This is a genomic window from Fibrobacter sp. UWEL (assembly GCF_900142535.1).
Classification (GTDB): Bacteria; Fibrobacterota; Fibrobacteria; order Fibrobacterales; family Fibrobacteraceae; genus Fibrobacter.
In genome coordinates this window covers 138,764-156,283 of the sequence record NZ_FRBE01000004.1, presented here as the reverse complement: position 1 = coordinate 156,283, position 17,520 = coordinate 138,764, and the positions used below count along the sequence as shown (strand labels likewise).

Below are 17,520 nucleotides of genomic sequence, written 5' to 3'. Positions count from 1 at the left end.
ACGCAAGATTACTTGTAGGGACAATTATTTGTCGAGACCAGCTTCGGACTTTGCATCGTTGCAAATGTCGCTAGCTTCATCCTTCATATCCTGGAAGGTAGCCTTGGCGTCGGCAGTAAATTTCATGCCGTGTGCAAGACCAGTTACTGCAAGTTCACGAGTCTTCTTGGCCTTGAGAACCTTCTTGGTAACGGCAGAGCCAACCGCGCCAGCAATAACCAACCAGAACTTTTCATTTTTGAAAATAGACATAAGAATGCTCCTTATTTTTGCGCAGGACAATCCCCGCTTATGTTATAATTTAGAGTTTTAAATAAAAAAAGCAAATTACACACAAAGTAAAGCAACCGTCTTCTAAGCCAGGTTCTACTTAGGTTCAAGCTAACTAAGTTAGTTAGTAAACAACTAAGTTAGACGCCCTAATTTTGTTAGAAATTCTAACTTTGTTTACCTAACTAACTTTTCGAAGCAAGCACTCCTTTTAGAAAAAGAACTTTCCCTTGGCCCAGAATTCAGAGTTGTGTTTGTACATTCCGAAGAATCCGTCATCCCCAAAGATGTGGTCGTAACCTAGGTACAGTGTAATTTGATCATTGAGGGCATACTGGGCCGCTGCTCTTCCGAAAAAGCCTTTATCGCTAATGTCATACTGGCCGGAAACGGATAATTCCAAGGTGCTACCCAGCAAGGATTTTGCAATTTGGAAACTGGCGGAGGACAAATGTTCCCCAGTGTACTTGTAGCTATACTGAGCCATCAACGTCCAGTCATGAGGGCCGTTCCAGTCAACGCCTAAGACGCCATTAAACGTATTCTTTCGACTGTAGCCCATGCCATTCTTATGGGCGATGGCCTCGTCAAAGTATTCCGCAGCCTCCCCGCGAATAACAAAAGCGTCTAGCGGGATGGACACATCCCCACCCAGCACCGTCATACTCTCGTAAACGCCCACAAGGCTAACACTTCCCAAGGAATCTATCTCGGCATAAGTCACAGGAGTCTTATTAAATGTGTGCAATGCTGTCAACGAGAAATCCAGATATTCCGTAAAGAATCGCAGACGGCTGCCATATTCGCAATTCTTGATACGAGCCTCAGGCGTTTCCAACTGCAGTTCCATATTTTCGGGAATTCGAACGCGCCAAGGATTCTTGGAATCCGTAGGCAGTTTATCGAAACTAGCCACAGGTACAAAAATCATTTCGGCTTCAAAGAAACTTCCCAGGAACTTGAAATCGGCCGCATTTATCGCCATACGGATATCGTCATAATCGTTTGCAATAAATTCGGTGTAATCCAAAGGCGAAATCAGGTCTGTCACGCGGGATTCATCGGCCACGCCCCAGACCACAATTTGCTTACCCACCTTCACCTGAATAAAATCATTGGCATAATCCAAATAGGCTTCGTTCAGGCTGAAACCGTTTTCGCTTTCAAGGATTTTATTGTACACAGCGTTCGCGCTTACAAAAAAAGAAGCGTTATCGTAGGATCCCTTCAATTCACCGCGAACGCGTGTGCGAGAAGAAATCCAGTCATGAGGGTATTCACGTTGCAGGGCATGGTAGGAATCTACAAAACCGTTAAATTGAAAAGGTGATTCCTCCTGAGCAAACGTCAAAAGAAACACTCCCAAAATCAACATGAATTTGAAGGCTTTCATTTTACAGGCCCCGTTCCAGTTTATTCACCGTAAACGTCTTGGCATCTACCTTAATATTGTACTTTACGTTGTTGAATATCAGTTCCGTAGAATGGCCTGTCTGCACGTTATCCACGTGCATTTTTCCAATAGTCCAGAAACCATCAATTTGCTTGATGTCACCGGTTACGAACTTGCGCTGGAGATTTCCCATTTTATCAAAATAATCCACCTTCACCACCTTCAAAATATCCTTACGGATCCATACAATTTTCTTGGAGAAAACTTCGTCTGCAGGATTCTTGGGCGTAGATTCCACTACGTAGCAGTCCACTCCTTCCATCCTTTCATCTCGAAGGTACTTGTGATTATCCTCATCTACATTACGTTCACCAATGTCATCGTAAGTAAAGTCGGAACCCATGAAGTAATCGGTCTTGGAGCTGCTGCCACTAATGCGACGAGTCTTCTTCATGGCAGGTAGATAAAGCCACTGGTCATCAGGCTTTCCCGCTTCGTCGTAGTCCACAGTCAAGAACCCGGTGCCCTTTACATCCTTTGGATAAGTAAAAAACATCACTTGCTTCGTCACCTTTCCTTCGTCCATGGCAAAGGAGGTTATTTTACGTTCACGAACGCTGCCGTTCTTGCTAATCAATTTCATTTCCAATTCGGAATAACGGGTATCTCCTTCGGGAACCTGGTCCACCTTCACCATAATGTCACGACCAGTAAGTTCCACAGCAAAAATCATAGTGGATAACGCCAATACGGTTGTTACAAATATCTTCTTCATTTTTCTTCTCCTTGTTTATTTTTCTTCTTGTGAAATGGACGGAACATGTAGATTAACGCAGGAGTCAAAGTGTAGTCCGCAATCAAGGCCGCAAATAAGCCTGCAATAGAAAGAATTCCGATTCTAGAGAGGGCATTCATTGGGCTGAACACAAAGACAAAGAACATGGTGCAAAGAATGATCGTGGTCATGGTCAAAGTCTTGCCAATGCTCTGGAATGTAGTGCAAATTGCCTTTCTGTAGCATTCATGACTAAATCCACCAGCTCGTTCCAGTTCATACTTAATATGGTTTGTCATATGGATCGTGTCATCCACTGCGATACCCAAGATCATGGGCATCACAATCATGGTAATCATATCCAGCGGCATTTCAAAATAGCCCATAATCCCGCCGATGACAAACACTGGAGCCACATTAGGAATCATACCGATAAGGCCAGCAGTCACACTGCCAAAGGCAAGAATCATAAGGATGGCGATCATCACGAAGGAACCCGCAAAGGAACGCAAAAGTCCCTTTACCAAGCGACCGTTCATGGTGGCGTAATTCATAACTTCGCCTACTACAGAAGTCTTGGCGTTAGGCAGGATTTCTTCCGTGAATTTGTAGATGGAATCCATATTTGCTACGATTTCATTGGCATCGTAACCAGACATTTCCACATGAATGTAAAGAGTCTTGTAATCTTCATCGATTTTATCAAAGAGCGCATCCCCATCGGAAATTTCATAAAGGAACAAGAGCTGGGTCAACATATCCGTATCTTCAGGAATCTTGTAGTACTCCAGGGAATCTCCGTTAAGAGTTCGATTAATCTCTTTCACCATCTGGGTAACAGATGTGATTCTAGGACTATCGCCAGAAATCTTGGTCAAGCTTAGGGCTCCTAGAGCTGTTTCCAACTTTTCTATCGCAAGCATGTTCTCAGGATTTTTCAACGCATCATTCTCCGGGAATTCAATCATCACATCGTAACTATACAAGCTTCCCAGTTTTCCATCAAGCATATCCAGCAAACGGGCAACATAGGGTATCTTAGCGCCCATCGTTTTGGTGTAATCCATATTCACATCAATATTCATGGCACCGGGAATCTGCAGGATTATAAACGCCCCAAGAATTACAGCCACAGAAGCGGAACGACGGCACACTCTCAAAGCCAACTTTCTAAATCCCAAGTCAACCTTGGTGGCACCCTTGGCAAGGACTGCTCCGGAATCAGGAGTTCCATTTTTACCAAAGCTCATCAGAATAGGAATCAAAACCATGACATAGACAAAGACCATAAAGACTATGGCCGCAGAAATTCCGCCAATCCAACGAATGGGCTTAATACCCGCAAAGAGGAAAGAAAGGAGGGACACCATAGTGGTCAACACAGTAAAGAAGATGGGCCAGCCCGTTTCTTCAACAGCGCCGATGGCAGATTCCATACGCAAGCCCGAAACCCTGAACTTTTGGCGGAATGAATTAATATAATGGACGGAGTAACCAACGGAAAGAGCCATGCCCAAGAGAACCGGCAAGGCCACCATATTGCTGTCACCAATGAGGCCCAGCCAACCATTAATTCCCATCACCGAAGCAATGGCAAAAATGGTAGAAACCGCAGGAACGACCACGCCTCGCAAGGAACGGACAAAGGCAATCAAGCAAATCAACATGACAAGGAAGCCCAGGCCGACGCGTACGGCACATTCACTGCCAGCAGCCTCATCTTCCTCCATTTCAGTATAGCTCATGCCAGCGGGTAGAAAATCATACTTGTCGCTTTTAAATTCTTCGGAATAAACAACGTCACGAATTTTCGGAGTAATATTTTGGGTGGCAAATTCCAGACCCCCTTCATAAGGCAAAAAAGACAATATAAGCCAGCATTCCTTACGGTCATCAGAAACCACATTGTTCACCAATGATGCGCGGCTCATAATCAAGTCCACCTTAGCCTTCAAGGAATCCGCATCCTCAGGAATTCCTTTTTCGAAAGGGTCGATAATTTCAAAGCCTTCGTCGTTGGCCACCGGAATAGAAAGATGCCTGGTCAAGGAGACTACCTTATCTGCGTAAGGTATTTCTTCTTCCAATCGCTTGCTAACACGATCAATGGCCTTGAGAACTTCGGGGGCCATCACATCGTTGGCCCGCACCATCAAGGAGAAGTAATCGTCGTTGCCGAAAATCTCCTTGAAACGATCTGTGTCTTCTTTTATAGAATCCCAGTTGTCAAACCAGTTTTCTTCGTTGGCAGACAATTTCAACTGGCCCAGGCCAATGCATGAAATTACAGTGAATAGAAAAATGGCCAACAGTATTGGCCACCGATACTTGATTTGCTTTCGACCCAACTTATCGAAGAATTTATTGATGTCTGAAACAACCATATTTCCCTCCTCAAATCGTTTCCGATCGAGGTTCGCTATAGCATTTTTCTTTTTTTGTCACGCCAGAGCCAGTACCTTGCCCAATTCCTGGCACTTATTTTTTCCATCATCATCAGGTGCATTTTCAAGAGCCAGCGGATCATCCACCAGAACCAAACCAGCTCCAGTTGCATCTTCCTTCCAGCCGTTCATATATTCGCCGCCGCCCCAGCCGTAAGAACCGAAAAGAACAGCCTTCTTACCAGCAAGAACAGGCTTCATCTTCACGTACAGCGGCAGGAATTCAGAATCTTCCAGTTCTTCTGCGCCCATGGCGGGGCAACCCAAGGCAAACTTGTCGAATTCAGCAGCATCACTGACAGTGAATCCAGAAGTGAGGAATACGGAAACATCTGCACCAGCTGCGCGGGCACCTGCGGCAATTTCATTTGCCATGATTTCTGTGTTTCCAGTTCCAGTCCAGTAAACAATTGCGATTTTACTCATTTTTATTTTTCCTTATTAATGTCATCCCCGATTCAATCGGGGATCTAAACGTTCTTACTGCTAGATCCTCGATCAAGTCGAGGATGACGTTGTGTTAACTTGCAACGGTCAAGAGATCCAGGGGCATTCCCTGCTCGAAACGATTCCACAAATCCTTATTGCATTTTTTGTAGACTTCAAAAATGTGCATAGAATTCTGAACATCGTTATAGACTTTCCAGCAGCCAATCTGCTTGTAATTCTTACCGCCGTACACGATAAAATCACGGACATCTTCCAGCGGGTACCCGAGAAAAACGCCCACCTCGTGAGGAAAGCAAACGGATTTCGCCATACGGGTCTGAAAGCATTTCAGCAGCGACTCCACATCAAAACGATCATACCCGAAGCCATTCAAGAAAGAACGTACTTCGCTAGATTCGCAAAGATGGCAGAGCAGGCTATTTCGAAAGACGTAGATATAATAACGCCCCTTCTTTTCCGCTAAAATACGAGCATACACACCTCGCGGATTCAAAATCTCATTCCATCGAGACATGATCCTGCAAAGCAAAAGACCATCCACAGCGTCCATGCAAAATAGATTACCAAGCTTCAGCCCAGCAAGGGTGGGAGCGCATTGCCGAACAAGACAGGAATCAAACATTTTTGCCATAATTAGTCTAGTCTAACTTTTGTTTTTTGCCAAATATATCCCGCCCGCGGGACACAACCGGGGCGGGAAACCCATCCAGCTTTTTTCTGAGGTAACGTTGAAAGCTGGTGGAGGTTTTATGGCATTCTATGAGTTTCTTTAGAAGGAGAAGACGGTTTCCACACCCAGAGTGAGGCTTACGTCATCATCGTCGCCGTAATCATCGCCCAGAGGTACGTTGAACATGGCAAAGCCGGTCATTTCAAGGCCTTCCACCGGAGCAAAGTACAGGCGAGCACCTGCTGCGAAAGATTCCAGATCGGTGTTTTCATCCGTGGAGTTGGTATGATATTCCAGAGGGATGCCAAGAGTCAGAGATCCAACCAAGTTCAGGCTAGGTTCCACATAGGCAAGCATGTATTCAGGAATTTCTTCGCCGTGATCAATGGGGGCGTCTTCGTCAAACAGAGCGTAGAAAACGGTTGCCTTAATATTAAAGCCACCTACTTCGAAAGAAGGTTCCAGCAAGAAGGCGTGAGTTGCACCCGGTTCGTCTTCGCCAAGGGCATCCGCATGGAGGCCATAAACAGCGTGAAGACCAAAGCCACCAAACTTCAGGTTTGCATCCAAGCCAGCGTGAAGTTCGTTGTGTTTCGGTTCCTGGTAGGACTTATAATCCACATAGGGACGCAGGGTGTGTTCACCCAAGCCCAGTTCATAAGCCAGGTGAGCATCATAGGCAACGCCTACGCATGTTTCTTCACCATCTTCTTCAACGCATACTTGATTGTCGTTGTCACCCCGACCAAAACCGAGGCCAAAAATAAAGCCGTTAAAGTCAACTTCAACTCCTCGAATATCGTGTTCAGCCATACCTGCAGCATTGTCGGCAGGATCGTCATAACCATAGTAGTTCAGGAAAGCGCCTTCAGAGAAAGTCAGGTCGCCAGCCTTAACAACAAAGTTTTCGCTTTTAGTATACTGAATGAATGCGCCATTGTATACTGCAGCGGGATCAGTAGTTTCGCCATCAGCTTCCAGCTGAACTTCTGCGGACCACTGGTCATTAAACTTCACACCCACATTGAAATCAAAAGTGGAGGCGTAGCTATGAGTCTTGGCGCCATCGCTGAACAAGTCGCCAGTATAGGCGTCAAATTCAACTTCACCAGAGAAGGCGACTTCCGGACCCTTAGATTCTGCAGCAGCGGGAGCTTCTTCAGCCATTGCGCCTGCAGACAAAAGGGACACCATCATCAAACCAAATACATATTTCTTTTTCATTTTTATTTTTCCTTTTTTTGTTTAAACGTCATCCTGAGCGAAGCACCGAAGGTGCGAAGCCGAAGGATCTTTTTTAACAATATTTTTAGATAGATTTAACTTTGTTAGAGTTAGCTAACTCGCAGTTTGTAAATTAGGGCCGTTGGTGGAGACACGTTCCAACGGCCCCGATTTACGTTTTTGACTTAAGAAAGATCAGTCCTCAAATCTCTTTTGCTTGTTTGCCTTGATGCCAAAGAACTTCAGGAAGATTCCAGTTCCAATCAAGACGATCACAGCGATTACAGACCACTTAGTATCGCCACCTACAGGAATCTGATAGAGGAGTACCGCTACAGACCAAGCGATGATGGTTTGAACCGTTGCCATGAGGATACCGAGACCCAGGCCGATTTCACGAACCACAACGCCCATGGCAGCCAGGCAAGGCACGTACAGCAGGATGAACACCAGGAATGCAAACACCTGCCAGTTGAATCCATCGTGACCGCCGTTATGGAAGTAAGAGCGGAGGTTTGCGTAGATATCTGCGGTTTCGCTCAGGTCGCCTTCTTCAAGGGCACCCATTTCATCTTCACTCAGTTCTACACCGGCGGCAGCAAGCTTTGCAAATACTTCTTCGCGAGTCTTTTCGTCGCCTTCCTCTTCACCGAAGGTTTCGATGGCGGCATATTCTTCACAAGTCAAGGTCTTGGATTCCTGAATCTTGTCCAGAGTTTCCTTCTTCAGTTCTGCGGCAGCCTGACCTTCCAATTCGCCAGAGGTACCCAGAATATCGGTAAGAGATCCAACCACTTCGCTCAGGTTTGCAGGAATAGACTGGAAGGCTTCAATGAACGCACCCTTGATATCCGGAGCACCTTCTTCCTCTTCTTCTGCAGGGCATTCATCGACGCCGGCGATAAGAGGATTTTCTTCTGCAGGTGCTTCGGCAGGCTGTTCCGCGGAGGCTTCAGTAGATTCCTCGACTGCGGCTACGCCTTCGCTCGGAATGACAGTCGAGTCAACTGGAGCGGGTTCCGCACTGGATTCTTCGACTGCGGCTACGCCTTCGTTCAGAATGACGTTAGAGGAATCGCTCGGAATGACAGCGGAGGCGGGTTCTGCCTTAGGTCCTACTTCTACACCAGCGGCTTCATCCTTCGGGGCCATGGCGTAGAGGGAATTCATGGTACCGATGACAGCTTCCTTGGCCAGCAAGCCGGTAAAGAGGGAAACGGATGCAGGCCAGTTGTCTTCTTCAACACCAAAGGGTTCGAACACCGGGGTAATAGTCTTGCCTACAGAGGAGAGCAGGCTGTTTTCGGAATCTGCGTTGCCGGCGGTAAACTTGCCATCCACATAGCCAAAGGCATTGAGGAAGCCAAGAACAGCCACAGCAATAGTAATCACCTTACCAGCGCGAAGCACGTAGTCCTTCAGCTTGAGCCAGGAATGGATCATCAGGGACTTAAACTTGGGCAGATGATAATTGGGAAGTTCCATCACAAAGTTGCTGGATTGACCCATAAAGAGGGACTTCTTCAGGAACAAACCGTACACGATAGCAAATACAATACCCACCAGGTACAGCAGGAACACAATGGTTCCAGCCTGCTTACCAAAGAAGGCTGCAGCAAACAGTGCGTACACCGGCAAGCGGGCGCCACAGCTCATGAAAGGTACAAGGAATATAGTGAGGAAGCGCTCACGCTTACTTTCAAGAACGCGGGAGCCCATAATGCCGGGAACGCCACAACCAAAGCCCACCATCATGGGGACGAATGCCCGACCAGGCAACCCCAGGAATCGCATAAAGCGGTCCGCCACGAAGGCAGCGCGAGCCATGTAGCCAGAGTCTTCCAGGAAGGTAAGGCACAGGAACATGAAGAAGATGACCGGGATGAAGGTAGACACCGTCTGGATACCGGCACCCACACCGTCAGCGAGAATTGCAGTCACCCAAGCAGGAGCGCCAATGACGTCACCCAGCAGGTAACCAAGGCCATCTACAAAGATTGCACCGAAGGTAATATCGAAGAAGTCAATGAAGGCGCTACCGATAGTCACCGCAATCCAGAATACCAGATACATGACCAACAGGAAGATAGGCAGAGCCAGCCAACGGTTCAGCAAAATGGAATCGAACTTGTCGGAATTGGTCTTCTTGGTTCGATCGCCAACAATCACTTCGCCAGCGATTTCATGGGCCATACTGTAGCGGGCATCAGCCATAACGAATTCAGATTCTTCACCAAGCTTTGCAGTAACAGTAGCCTTGTCCAGCTTAACGCCTGCAGCAGCAAACTTATCGGCATAGCAGCCGCTGTGACCCAAGTACATGAGGGAAACCCAACGGGGGCTTGCGTCCAACATCTCTGCTACGGGAGCTACTTGAGGTTCCAATTCCTTCACCATGTTTTCCACCTTTTCACCATAGGTGAATTCAGTGGGGATGGCAATTTGGCTAGAGATAACATGGGCCATCTGGCTAATGAAATTGGTAACGCTCTTTTCGCTCACCGCAGAGAGAGGGATGGCGGGTACGCCAAAACGTTTGGACAAAGCTTCAAGATCAATATGGAGGCCGCGCTTTTCGGCAATATCCATCATGTTCACCGCAATCACCATGGGCTGGCGCATATCCACCAGCTGGGAAGTCAGGAACATATTGCGTTCGATGTTGGTGGCGTCCATGATGTTTACAATCAGGTCGGCTTCCCGAGTCAGGAGGAAGTCAACAGCAGCACGTTCATCTTCGGAGTTGGCGAAGATGGCGTAAGTACCCGGAAGGTCCACCACACGGATGTGGCGGGCGCCCAGATCGAAAAAGCCTTCTTTCTTTTCGACGGTAACGCCGGGCCAGTTGCCCACACTCTGGCGGGAGCCCGTAAGGGCGTTGAATAAAGCAGTCTTACCGCAGTTGGGGTTACCTGCAATTGCAATTGTAAACGGTTTCGGTGACATGGAATACTCTTCTCTTAAACTCTCTTCAGATTCAATACATTGCCTTCTTCACGACGCAAAGAAAGGCGGTAGCTCAACACACTCACTTCGATGGGATCACCCAGAGGAGCAATCTGCATCACTTCAAGAGTGACGCCGCGGACAAGGCCCATGGAAAGGAGCTTGGACTTATAACGGGAATCACCTTCGTTATAGCCGACGATTTCCACCTTGTCGCCCTTCTTCAGTTCAGAGAATTTCGGATCCGCATTCCACTTCTTGGTGGACTTGGGAGAACCGCAGCCGCAATTACAGCTCATTACTTACTCCTTGCAACCTTGGGCTTCTTAAGGCTTGCGGTCACAGTGATATTGGAAGGCTTCATGAAGTCTTCGATTTTAGACAGAGTCTCCGCCGACAGGATGTGTTCCATGCAGCAGGCGTCCTTATCAGCAATAGCTTCGGAGACGCCGAGACGAATTAAAAATCCTTTCAGTAGAATATGGCGATTCAGGACATCGGCCGCAGCCTTCTCCCCCGCTTCCGTCAATTCCACGCCACTATAAGGTTCCTGAGTGACCAGGCCCAGCTTCTTCAGTTCAAGAATGGCCTTTGCCACAGAAGGCATCTTAACAGACAGAGCTGCAGCAATATCCTTGACGCGGGCAATGCCATGAGCCATCTTAAGCATGTGCACCATTTCCAGATAATCTTCCAGACTCTGCGTGAGTTTAGTGTTTTCGTTTTCCATGTTACCTCTTTTTTGTTAGCCGAGGTAAATTTAGTAAGCCAAAACTAATTAGTCAAGGCTAATATGTTAGAAAAGGTTAAAAATTTTAGTCTTGGATAACTTTTCTAAGATTTTCCCGTATTTCTGCCGTCGGCGGAACCCCATAATCCTTGCGGATTATAGCCAGAAGCCCCATCCTTTGCTACATTTAACTTACGTAAAACGATTATAACAGGCATTTTTAGGAGATCCCATGAGGAAGCTTTCCGCCCTTATTCTTTCCATCGCACTGACCGCAGCCGCATTCGCACAAGACGAAGCCCCCGCAGCAAAGAAAGCCACCGTGGGTGTAGGCGCAAAGGTCGCATTCGACTACGGCATGATTTACGGCATGGATGACGAGCAGGACGACGTGGACGGCAGCCCCTCCGGCATGGGCTTTGATGCAGGCCTTATGCTCAGCGTAGAGCTGACAAACAACTTCTACTTTGCTCCGGAATTAAACTTCGCCTACATCAAGACCGAACACAAGTACATTAACACCACCCGCCGTTACACCCGCATGGATCTGGAAATACCCCTGATGTTGCGCGGCGTTGTGGCAGAGCGCTTCTACGGAACCTTCGGCCCCCAGCTGGGACTGAACCTCTCCAACAAAAATAAAGCAGAAGCCATCGGTATGGAAATTTCCGAAGATTTTGACCAGGCCTTCTTTGAATTCGGCGTGGCCGTGGGCGCAGGCGTCAAAGTTGCCGCAGGCCTGTTTGTGGACCTCCGCATTTACATGGGCATGACCGAGCTGTTCCCCGATGTAGATTACATGTGGGATGACAACTTCGACAAGGATCCCAGCAAGACTACCGGCTGGTCCTCCATCGACATGTCCGGCGCCAAGAACCTGAAATTCAAGTTCGGCATCAGCTACTGGTTTATCTAAGATAAACGGGGACACCATGGGAGTTTTTAGGCAGTCCGCCTTGGACAATTGCAGGCCCATCCTTTCTACCGAAGGAATGCGCGCCCTGGACAATGACACAAAGACTTTCAACAGCAGAAACAACGGGTTCGGAGCAGGCGATTTCGCTCCGGGCAACTCTCCCGTAGACGCGGGATATGCCTTAATGCTTCAGGCAGGGGACGCTCTTTATAAGAGAGTCCGCCAGATGTTGCCACAAGAGACTTACGGAACATCGGTCGCCATCTTCGTAGGTGGGGGCAACAACGGCGGCGACGGTCTAGTCCTGGCCAAGTTGCTGCTGGAAAACGGCGTCCATTGTGTTGTATACTCCCTGGCAAAAGCAGAGACTTTCAAGAACGAGGCAAAGCTCGCCTATGACGATCTGGTGGCTAACGGCGGCTCGCTGGTCAGTGTAGCTGGCGGCCTTCCCGCTGTCCCCACCTTTAAACTGGTGGTTGACTGCATGCTGGGTAACGGCGCCTCCGGCGAACTCCGTCCGGCTTTCGCTCAAGTCGTCCAGACCATCAACGGCTGGAACATTCCGGTCCTTGCCGCAGACGCACCCACCGGATACGATTCCTCTTACCACCACACGGGCGAGATCAGCATTAAAGCAAAAGAAACAATGCTGTTTGGCCTCCCCCGTCTGGACCCCTACACTCAGGAAGGTTCACGCTGTTTCGGCGACGTCACTATTGCGCCGCTCAGCTATCAGGAAGACTTAATCCGCCGCTACGATCAGGGTCTGTACCTTGCAGAAGAAAGCTTGATTGAACAGCTTCTGCCCAGCCGTAATGAAGCAGGCGAAAAGCGTTCTCAGGGTTGTGCGTTGATTATCGCGGGCTCTTCCAATATGACAGGCGCCGCCGCGCTGTGTACGGAATCCACCCTCCGGAGCGGCGCAGGCTTAGTCACGCTGGCAACGCCCAAGGCCATCCTGCCGGTACTGCAGACAAAGCTTTCCGAACCCGTCTTTTGCGGGCTTGGAACCTCCGACAGTTGCAACCTGTCCATGACACACATCATGCAGCTGCAGGATGTGGCCCGCCACCAGCACGCAGTGGCCATCGGGCCAGGCCTTGGCACAGATCCCGAGACTCAGGACGCCGTCCGCATTTTCCTCTCGGGCCTTAATCTCCCTGTGGTCATTGACGCAGACGCCATCAACGCCTGCGGCTCCTCCTTCTTCTGTATGGATAGTTCCCACAAGGAAGTGATTATCACCCCACACAAACGTGAATGGGAACGTAACTTCGGGCCGCTACCCTCTAGTGAAAACTACTATCCGGAATACTTAAAGCAGGTGGCCGCACAATTTGGCCTTGTAATCCTGCTGAAAGGCTCCCCCACGTACATCGCTACGCCAGATGGCCGCGTATTTGTGGTGCCCGCCCGCAATTCTGGTCTTGCAAAGGGCGGTTCCGGCGATGTCCTGACAGGCATTATTGTAGCCCTGCTGGCACAAGGCGTTCCCGCTCCCGAAGCAGCTGTATTAGGCGCTCTGATCCATCAGAAAGCAGGTCGCATTACCCGCGAACAGATGGGCGCATACGCCATGCTCCCCAGCGATGTCATTAAAAATCTAGGCAAAGCCTTCGGGTAAGTCTACTTCGCGACGATCTTGGGCCAGACGCTACCAGGCTTTTGATTGTAGTAGGATGCAGAAATCCAGGCATCGTTGCGGACGCTTCTTGAGATGAACAGCTCATCCACAGCCCCCTTGAAATATTCCACATCGCCCGTCTTGGCATTCATGCGGCCCACCTCAAGGTCAGCACCTTCGCTGCGGTTTCCCTCGGGCCAATCCACCTTGGCGGCCTTGGCATCCTGAACTACACCATCAATAAACATCTTGTAATTCCAGTAGCCATTGACAGATACGAACATCCATTGGCCAGCCTTCACCAGACTTGCACCCGCAGCGATTACCATACGGTAGCTGGTAGTATCGCTGGTAGAGTCCTTATAGTCTTCCGCCTTATGGTAGAACTGAGCCACAATGCCAGAATCCGGAGAGAAGCGTAAATCATACTGACTCTGTCCCTTGGCAACAATCGTCTGGATGGTATCCACCCGATCCAATTTCACCCAGAGAGACAAATTGAAATTATCCTTAAAAGCGTAGTTCAGATGAGTCTTGCGGATAGTATCGCAGGCAGCGGAACTATCCACCACCATGTAGCTGCTACCATCGAAGGAAGCGGCATTACCCAGCACTCCATCCACCGATTTCAAGCCATGGCCGGTAGCTACGTAACCCTGCTTTTCCGCTTCGTCAGATATGGTTTCCACCCCATCGTCAAAGTGGTACACCGCCGTATAGGCGCGGCTTGTGGGGAACACATCCAGCGCATAAACTGGCTGTCGGCTAGTATTGAAAACCAGTTCCAGAGAGTCAGAAACGTTCAAGGAATCTACGCGAACCCAGAACAAAGCCTGTTGGGATTCCGTATCGAAATAACTTAAGGAAATAGGCAGAGACGCACTGCGAGACCCGCTCTTAGTAAAGCGATAAGCTTCCCAGCGTCCCGTCAGGCTGTCCAGTTCAGCAAAGTCACAATTGGAACTATCCAGTCGAATAGCCAGAGGGATATCGCTGGAGTAAGTATCCACAGAAGAATCCACCTCCACAGGCCAAGCCAGAGATGCCACGTAACGCTTGATGATAGTATCTACGGGGGCCGCCACAGTATCGGGCTCCAGCACAATTTCCACCGTATCAGCAGCAGGAACATTCACGCCAAAGTGGAATTCACCCGCCCCATCGTTCAGTTGCAGCACAATGTCCATGGAATCCGCAGGCAGGGAATCCACCAAAATCACACCGTCCACCACCTTAATATGGCGCAGGATGGTAGTGCCCACCACCAGGGCGGAACCTTCGACACCGTCCAAAGATTCGTCTTCCAAAGTCAAGGCAAAATAGCCGGAAGACTGCAAGGTATCGCTAATAGCTACCCGCCCACTATCGGGAACCTCAATATGCTGCACCAACAGCATCTTGCCCGATTCAGGGTCAAAAGCCTCCAGAGAGTACGTACCCGTGGGGACAGAATCCAGCACGTAGGCGCCAGAATCATCTGCCACCGTCTGGAAAAATCCCGGCAATGTATCGTGAAGAACATCAAAATGAGAGGGAACGCATTGCACCCGGGCAAGAGCCGCAGGTTTACCCCCATCCAGATAAAGCACGCCAGCCAACTCCGGAGAGCCCGTTTCTGCACTATTACCCGCAACGTTACTATCGGAGCAGCCCATAAAGGCAGAACCAGCTAGAATTCCAGCCAGCGCAACTCCAAAAGTCGCAAAACGTTGCTTTGCTTTATCCAATCTCATCATCACCAATATAAATATAACATCGTTGCCTGGAGTCCAGACAACGATTAATTTACAATCCGTTGCCCACAGACAACGCCCCGAAAGCAGACTACATTGACATTAGCCATGCGCCCCTTCAATAATCCAGCGGCACAATTCCTCGATACTGTTGTAATCCGGCAAAGTCTTGGTGAAATTTGCCGACCTGCTACGTTCAATGAACTTGCTCCAGGCGGCCTCACTCTTGGATTCAAGACCCAGATGTTCCTCGATGGCACCCTTGGTCCACACCCAGATACCCTGGCTGCGGAGCTTGGCGTGAATGCTGCGGATAGGACGTTCCGCTTCTGGCATGGCGGCCATCATGGCGTAAGCCTGTGCGGCAGTAGTATTGCTATGCTTGCTCACGGGAAGTCCATTGACCAACCGCAGATGATGCTGGAAAGCCAACTCCCTAAACAGATTCTGGCAGTAGCGGATATCCGGATCGTTGTAATCCAGGAACCCGTCGTGAGTAGCAGTTGTAAATGCGTAATCCAAGTCCACGATGGCCCGGACAGGCATATCCATAGCCCCTAGGACTTGCATACTCTTGCGGGTATTGCTGACCCCTCCCTGGCGAACCAAGGCACACTTGATGAGAGCGAAGCTCTGCCCCGTGATGCGCTCAAACAAGGCAGGCAGAACACGAAGTTCCGTCTTCCCTTCCGTCAGGAGCACATAGTCAGCGAACAAAAATTCGTTACTGTTGCTCAGGCTGAACAACATCTGAAGCTGGCTGGGAGCATCCTGAACCACCTGGTGGACTGCGTCTTCCATCCTCTTCCGCATGAAGGTACCGCGCTCCTTGTTCTTTCGAATCAGGAGGGACGTGCTCACGTCTTCGCTAGTGACCATCTGGGCGCTGTGGGTGGCGAACACCACTTGATAGCCCTCGTTGGACAAGTTCTTCAGGGCGACGCGCACCAGTTCCACTGCCTGCGGGTGCAAGTACAGCTCCGGCGAGTCGATGAGCAGCATGGTGCGGCTCAGGTAGTGATTGTTATGATGCTTCTTGATGTCCGCCAGATAGCGGATCAAGGCCATCTGGATAGCGCGCTGGGAGCCCGCCCCCATGCGGTTAATATCACGCTCGAAGCCATCATCTTCGTCGATGACCTTCAGGTTGGCCTTCTTCAGGAACGTTTCCATGGTGGGCACAGGAATATCCAGCTCCACCTTCACGCTGGGGAACAGCGGGCGCAACTTCTCGTTCACGTCCTTGTCGAAGGAAGAAATCTCTTCCGCCCGGTTTTCACTATCCGGCGAAAGCAGGTCGCTGAACTTTGCCAGCAACATGGTGATTTCACCGCCAAAGCGCCGTTCCAGCGGTTTGAAAATCTCGTGCAGCAGCTTAACGAAGGCCTGGTTCCCCTCGAAATCCCATATGGCAATGGATTCCGGGAACATGCGGCTAAAGGCCGCCATAAAGCCATCGCTCACTCGGACCCATTCCTTCCGGTTGGCGCCATTCCGCTTGTTGCTGGGCACGAAAGCAAAAAATTCCATGCAGTCAGGGTTCTCCCCCGGGATGCGCTGCACCTTTTTCACTCTCAGCTGGCCCACATTAGGCCCCGCATTTACCAGGAACGGGTTAATCTCCAGCGCAGATTCTTCGCCCAGTCGCGCCAGGACCTGATCCGAAATACCATCAAATACACCCTCCACCTCTACCGGGCGGTTCGGGTCATCGAAATACGAAATATCCAGAGAAAAATGAGCCAAGAGCCAACGAATCCCCATCAGGATGTTGGTCTTACCCGCATTATTATAGCCAATCAACGCCGTAAAACTACTCAGCGGGAAACGTTGCCGCTGAATAGATCTCAAATTCGAAATCGTAATCTCAGAAAGTCTTAAAGCTTGTGGCTGCATACTTGGAATGTATATAAAAAAGCCCGTCGGGGCACCATCCGCCAGTGATTTTTACTACAAGCTGGAATACCCCACCACGTCGGGAGAGCGCCGTTTGACCGCAAATCGGGTCGCCGCAAGCAAGATTCGGGCCGCCGGGAAGGCAATTCGCCCAAATGCTAGTGCAAATCTGCAAAAAACACAACATTTGCACTAGGGTTTTCGCCAAAATCACAAACAAACTAACATTAGGCTAGTATCAAAACGGGTAATTAAAGAAATTCGCACTAGCAAATCAACGCCACAAAATAGCAGACTAGTGTTAAAACCGGGAAAATGTCAAATTCGCACTAGCGCAACCACCCCAAAATCGCCGCTCCCGCAAAATGACTAGTGCAAATTCCCTCAAAAATCATAATTCACACTAGGATTTTCAAAAATCGCCCAAAAACGCACTCCAAATTTCATAA

14 protein-coding genes are annotated in these 17,520 nt (G+C 49.3%); 2 read left to right on the top strand and 12 right to left on the bottom strand.

Going from position 1 to position 17,520, the window contains the following annotated elements; genetic code table 11:
* Positions 1-24: 24 nt before the first annotated feature.
* The 10 genes from BUB59_RS04205 to BUB59_RS04160 all read right to left on the bottom strand — a co-directional run bounded on the left by BUB59_RS04205 (position 25) and on the right by BUB59_RS04160 (position 10,902).
* Positions 25-252: a DUF1490 domain-containing protein gene (locus tag BUB59_RS04205; RefSeq protein ID WP_073225945.1), complete on the bottom strand. Its 228-nt coding sequence runs from the start codon at positions 250-252 to the stop codon at positions 25-27.
* Positions 253-481: 229 nt separating this feature from the next.
* The gene (locus BUB59_RS04200; RefSeq protein WP_073225942.1) at positions 482-1,663 is read right to left on the bottom strand and encodes a DUF1302 family protein; all 1,182 of its coding nucleotides are present in this window, start codon (positions 1,661-1,663) and stop codon (positions 482-484) included.
* 1 nt (position 1,664) lies between these two features.
* Positions 1,665-2,438 (bottom strand): outer membrane lipoprotein-sorting protein, encoded by a 774-nt coding sequence (locus BUB59_RS04195; RefSeq protein ID WP_073225939.1) that lies wholly within the window; start codon positions 2,436-2,438, stop codon positions 1,665-1,667.
* Positions 2,435-4,822, bottom strand: a complete 2,388-nt coding sequence (locus tag BUB59_RS04190; protein WP_073225935.1) for an efflux RND transporter permease subunit — start codon at positions 4,820-4,822, stop codon at positions 2,435-2,437. The genes BUB59_RS04195 and BUB59_RS04190 overlap by 4 nt, the downstream gene beginning before the upstream one ends.
* Positions 4,823-4,879: 57 nt before the next feature.
* The gene (locus tag BUB59_RS04185; protein ID WP_073225932.1) at positions 4,880-5,308 is read right to left on the bottom strand and encodes a flavodoxin; all 429 of its coding nucleotides are present in this window, start codon (positions 5,306-5,308) and stop codon (positions 4,880-4,882) included.
* A gap of 94 nt (positions 5,309-5,402) precedes the next feature.
* The gene (locus tag BUB59_RS04180) at positions 5,403-5,963 is read right to left on the bottom strand and encodes a DUF3793 family protein (protein WP_073225929.1); all 561 of its coding nucleotides are present in this window, start codon (positions 5,961-5,963) and stop codon (positions 5,403-5,405) included.
* Between the two features lie 138 nt (positions 5,964-6,101).
* Positions 6,102-7,226, bottom strand: coding sequence for a hypothetical protein (locus BUB59_RS04175; RefSeq protein ID WP_073225926.1), 1,125 nt, complete (start codon positions 7,224-7,226; stop codon positions 6,102-6,104).
* Positions 7,227-7,421: 195 nt separating this feature from the next.
* Complete coding sequence (gene feoB, locus BUB59_RS04170; protein ID WP_073225923.1) at positions 7,422-10,172, bottom strand: ferrous iron transport protein B; 2,751 nt, start codon at positions 10,170-10,172, stop codon at positions 7,422-7,424.
* Positions 10,173-10,186: 14 nt separating this feature from the next.
* On the bottom strand, positions 10,187-10,471 hold the full coding sequence (locus tag BUB59_RS04165; RefSeq protein WP_083540164.1) for a FeoA family protein: 285 nt from the start codon (positions 10,469-10,471) through the stop codon (positions 10,187-10,189).
* Positions 10,471-10,902, bottom strand: coding sequence for a metal-dependent transcriptional regulator (locus BUB59_RS04160; RefSeq protein ID WP_073225921.1), 432 nt, complete (start codon positions 10,900-10,902; stop codon positions 10,471-10,473). Before BUB59_RS04160 ends, BUB59_RS04165 begins: the two co-directional genes overlap by 1 nt.
* 232 nt (positions 10,903-11,134) lie before the next feature.
* On the opposite strand from BUB59_RS04160, the gene BUB59_RS04155 reads away from it, so the two are divergent.
* Together BUB59_RS04155 and BUB59_RS04150 are read left to right on the top strand one after the other, a co-directional pair.
* Entirely contained in the window at positions 11,135-11,818 is a 684-nt protein-coding gene (locus tag BUB59_RS04155; RefSeq protein ID WP_073225918.1) for a porin family protein, read from the top strand.
* A gap of 16 nt (positions 11,819-11,834) precedes the next feature.
* The gene (locus tag BUB59_RS04150) at positions 11,835-13,442 is read left to right on the top strand and encodes an NAD(P)H-hydrate dehydratase (protein WP_234979928.1); all 1,608 of its coding nucleotides are present in this window, start codon (positions 11,835-11,837) and stop codon (positions 13,440-13,442) included.
* A 2-nt stretch (positions 13,443-13,444) separates the two neighbouring features.
* On the opposite strand, the gene BUB59_RS04145 is transcribed toward BUB59_RS04150, so the two are convergent.
* Entirely contained in the window at positions 13,445-15,178 is a 1,734-nt protein-coding gene (locus BUB59_RS04145) for a LamG-like jellyroll fold domain-containing protein (RefSeq protein WP_083540163.1), read from the bottom strand.
* 99 nt (positions 15,179-15,277) lie between these two features.
* Positions 15,278-17,071, bottom strand: a complete 1,794-nt coding sequence (locus BUB59_RS04140) for an ATP-dependent nuclease (protein WP_073225915.1) — start codon at positions 17,069-17,071, stop codon at positions 15,278-15,280.
* Positions 17,072-17,520 lie beyond the last annotated feature (449 nt).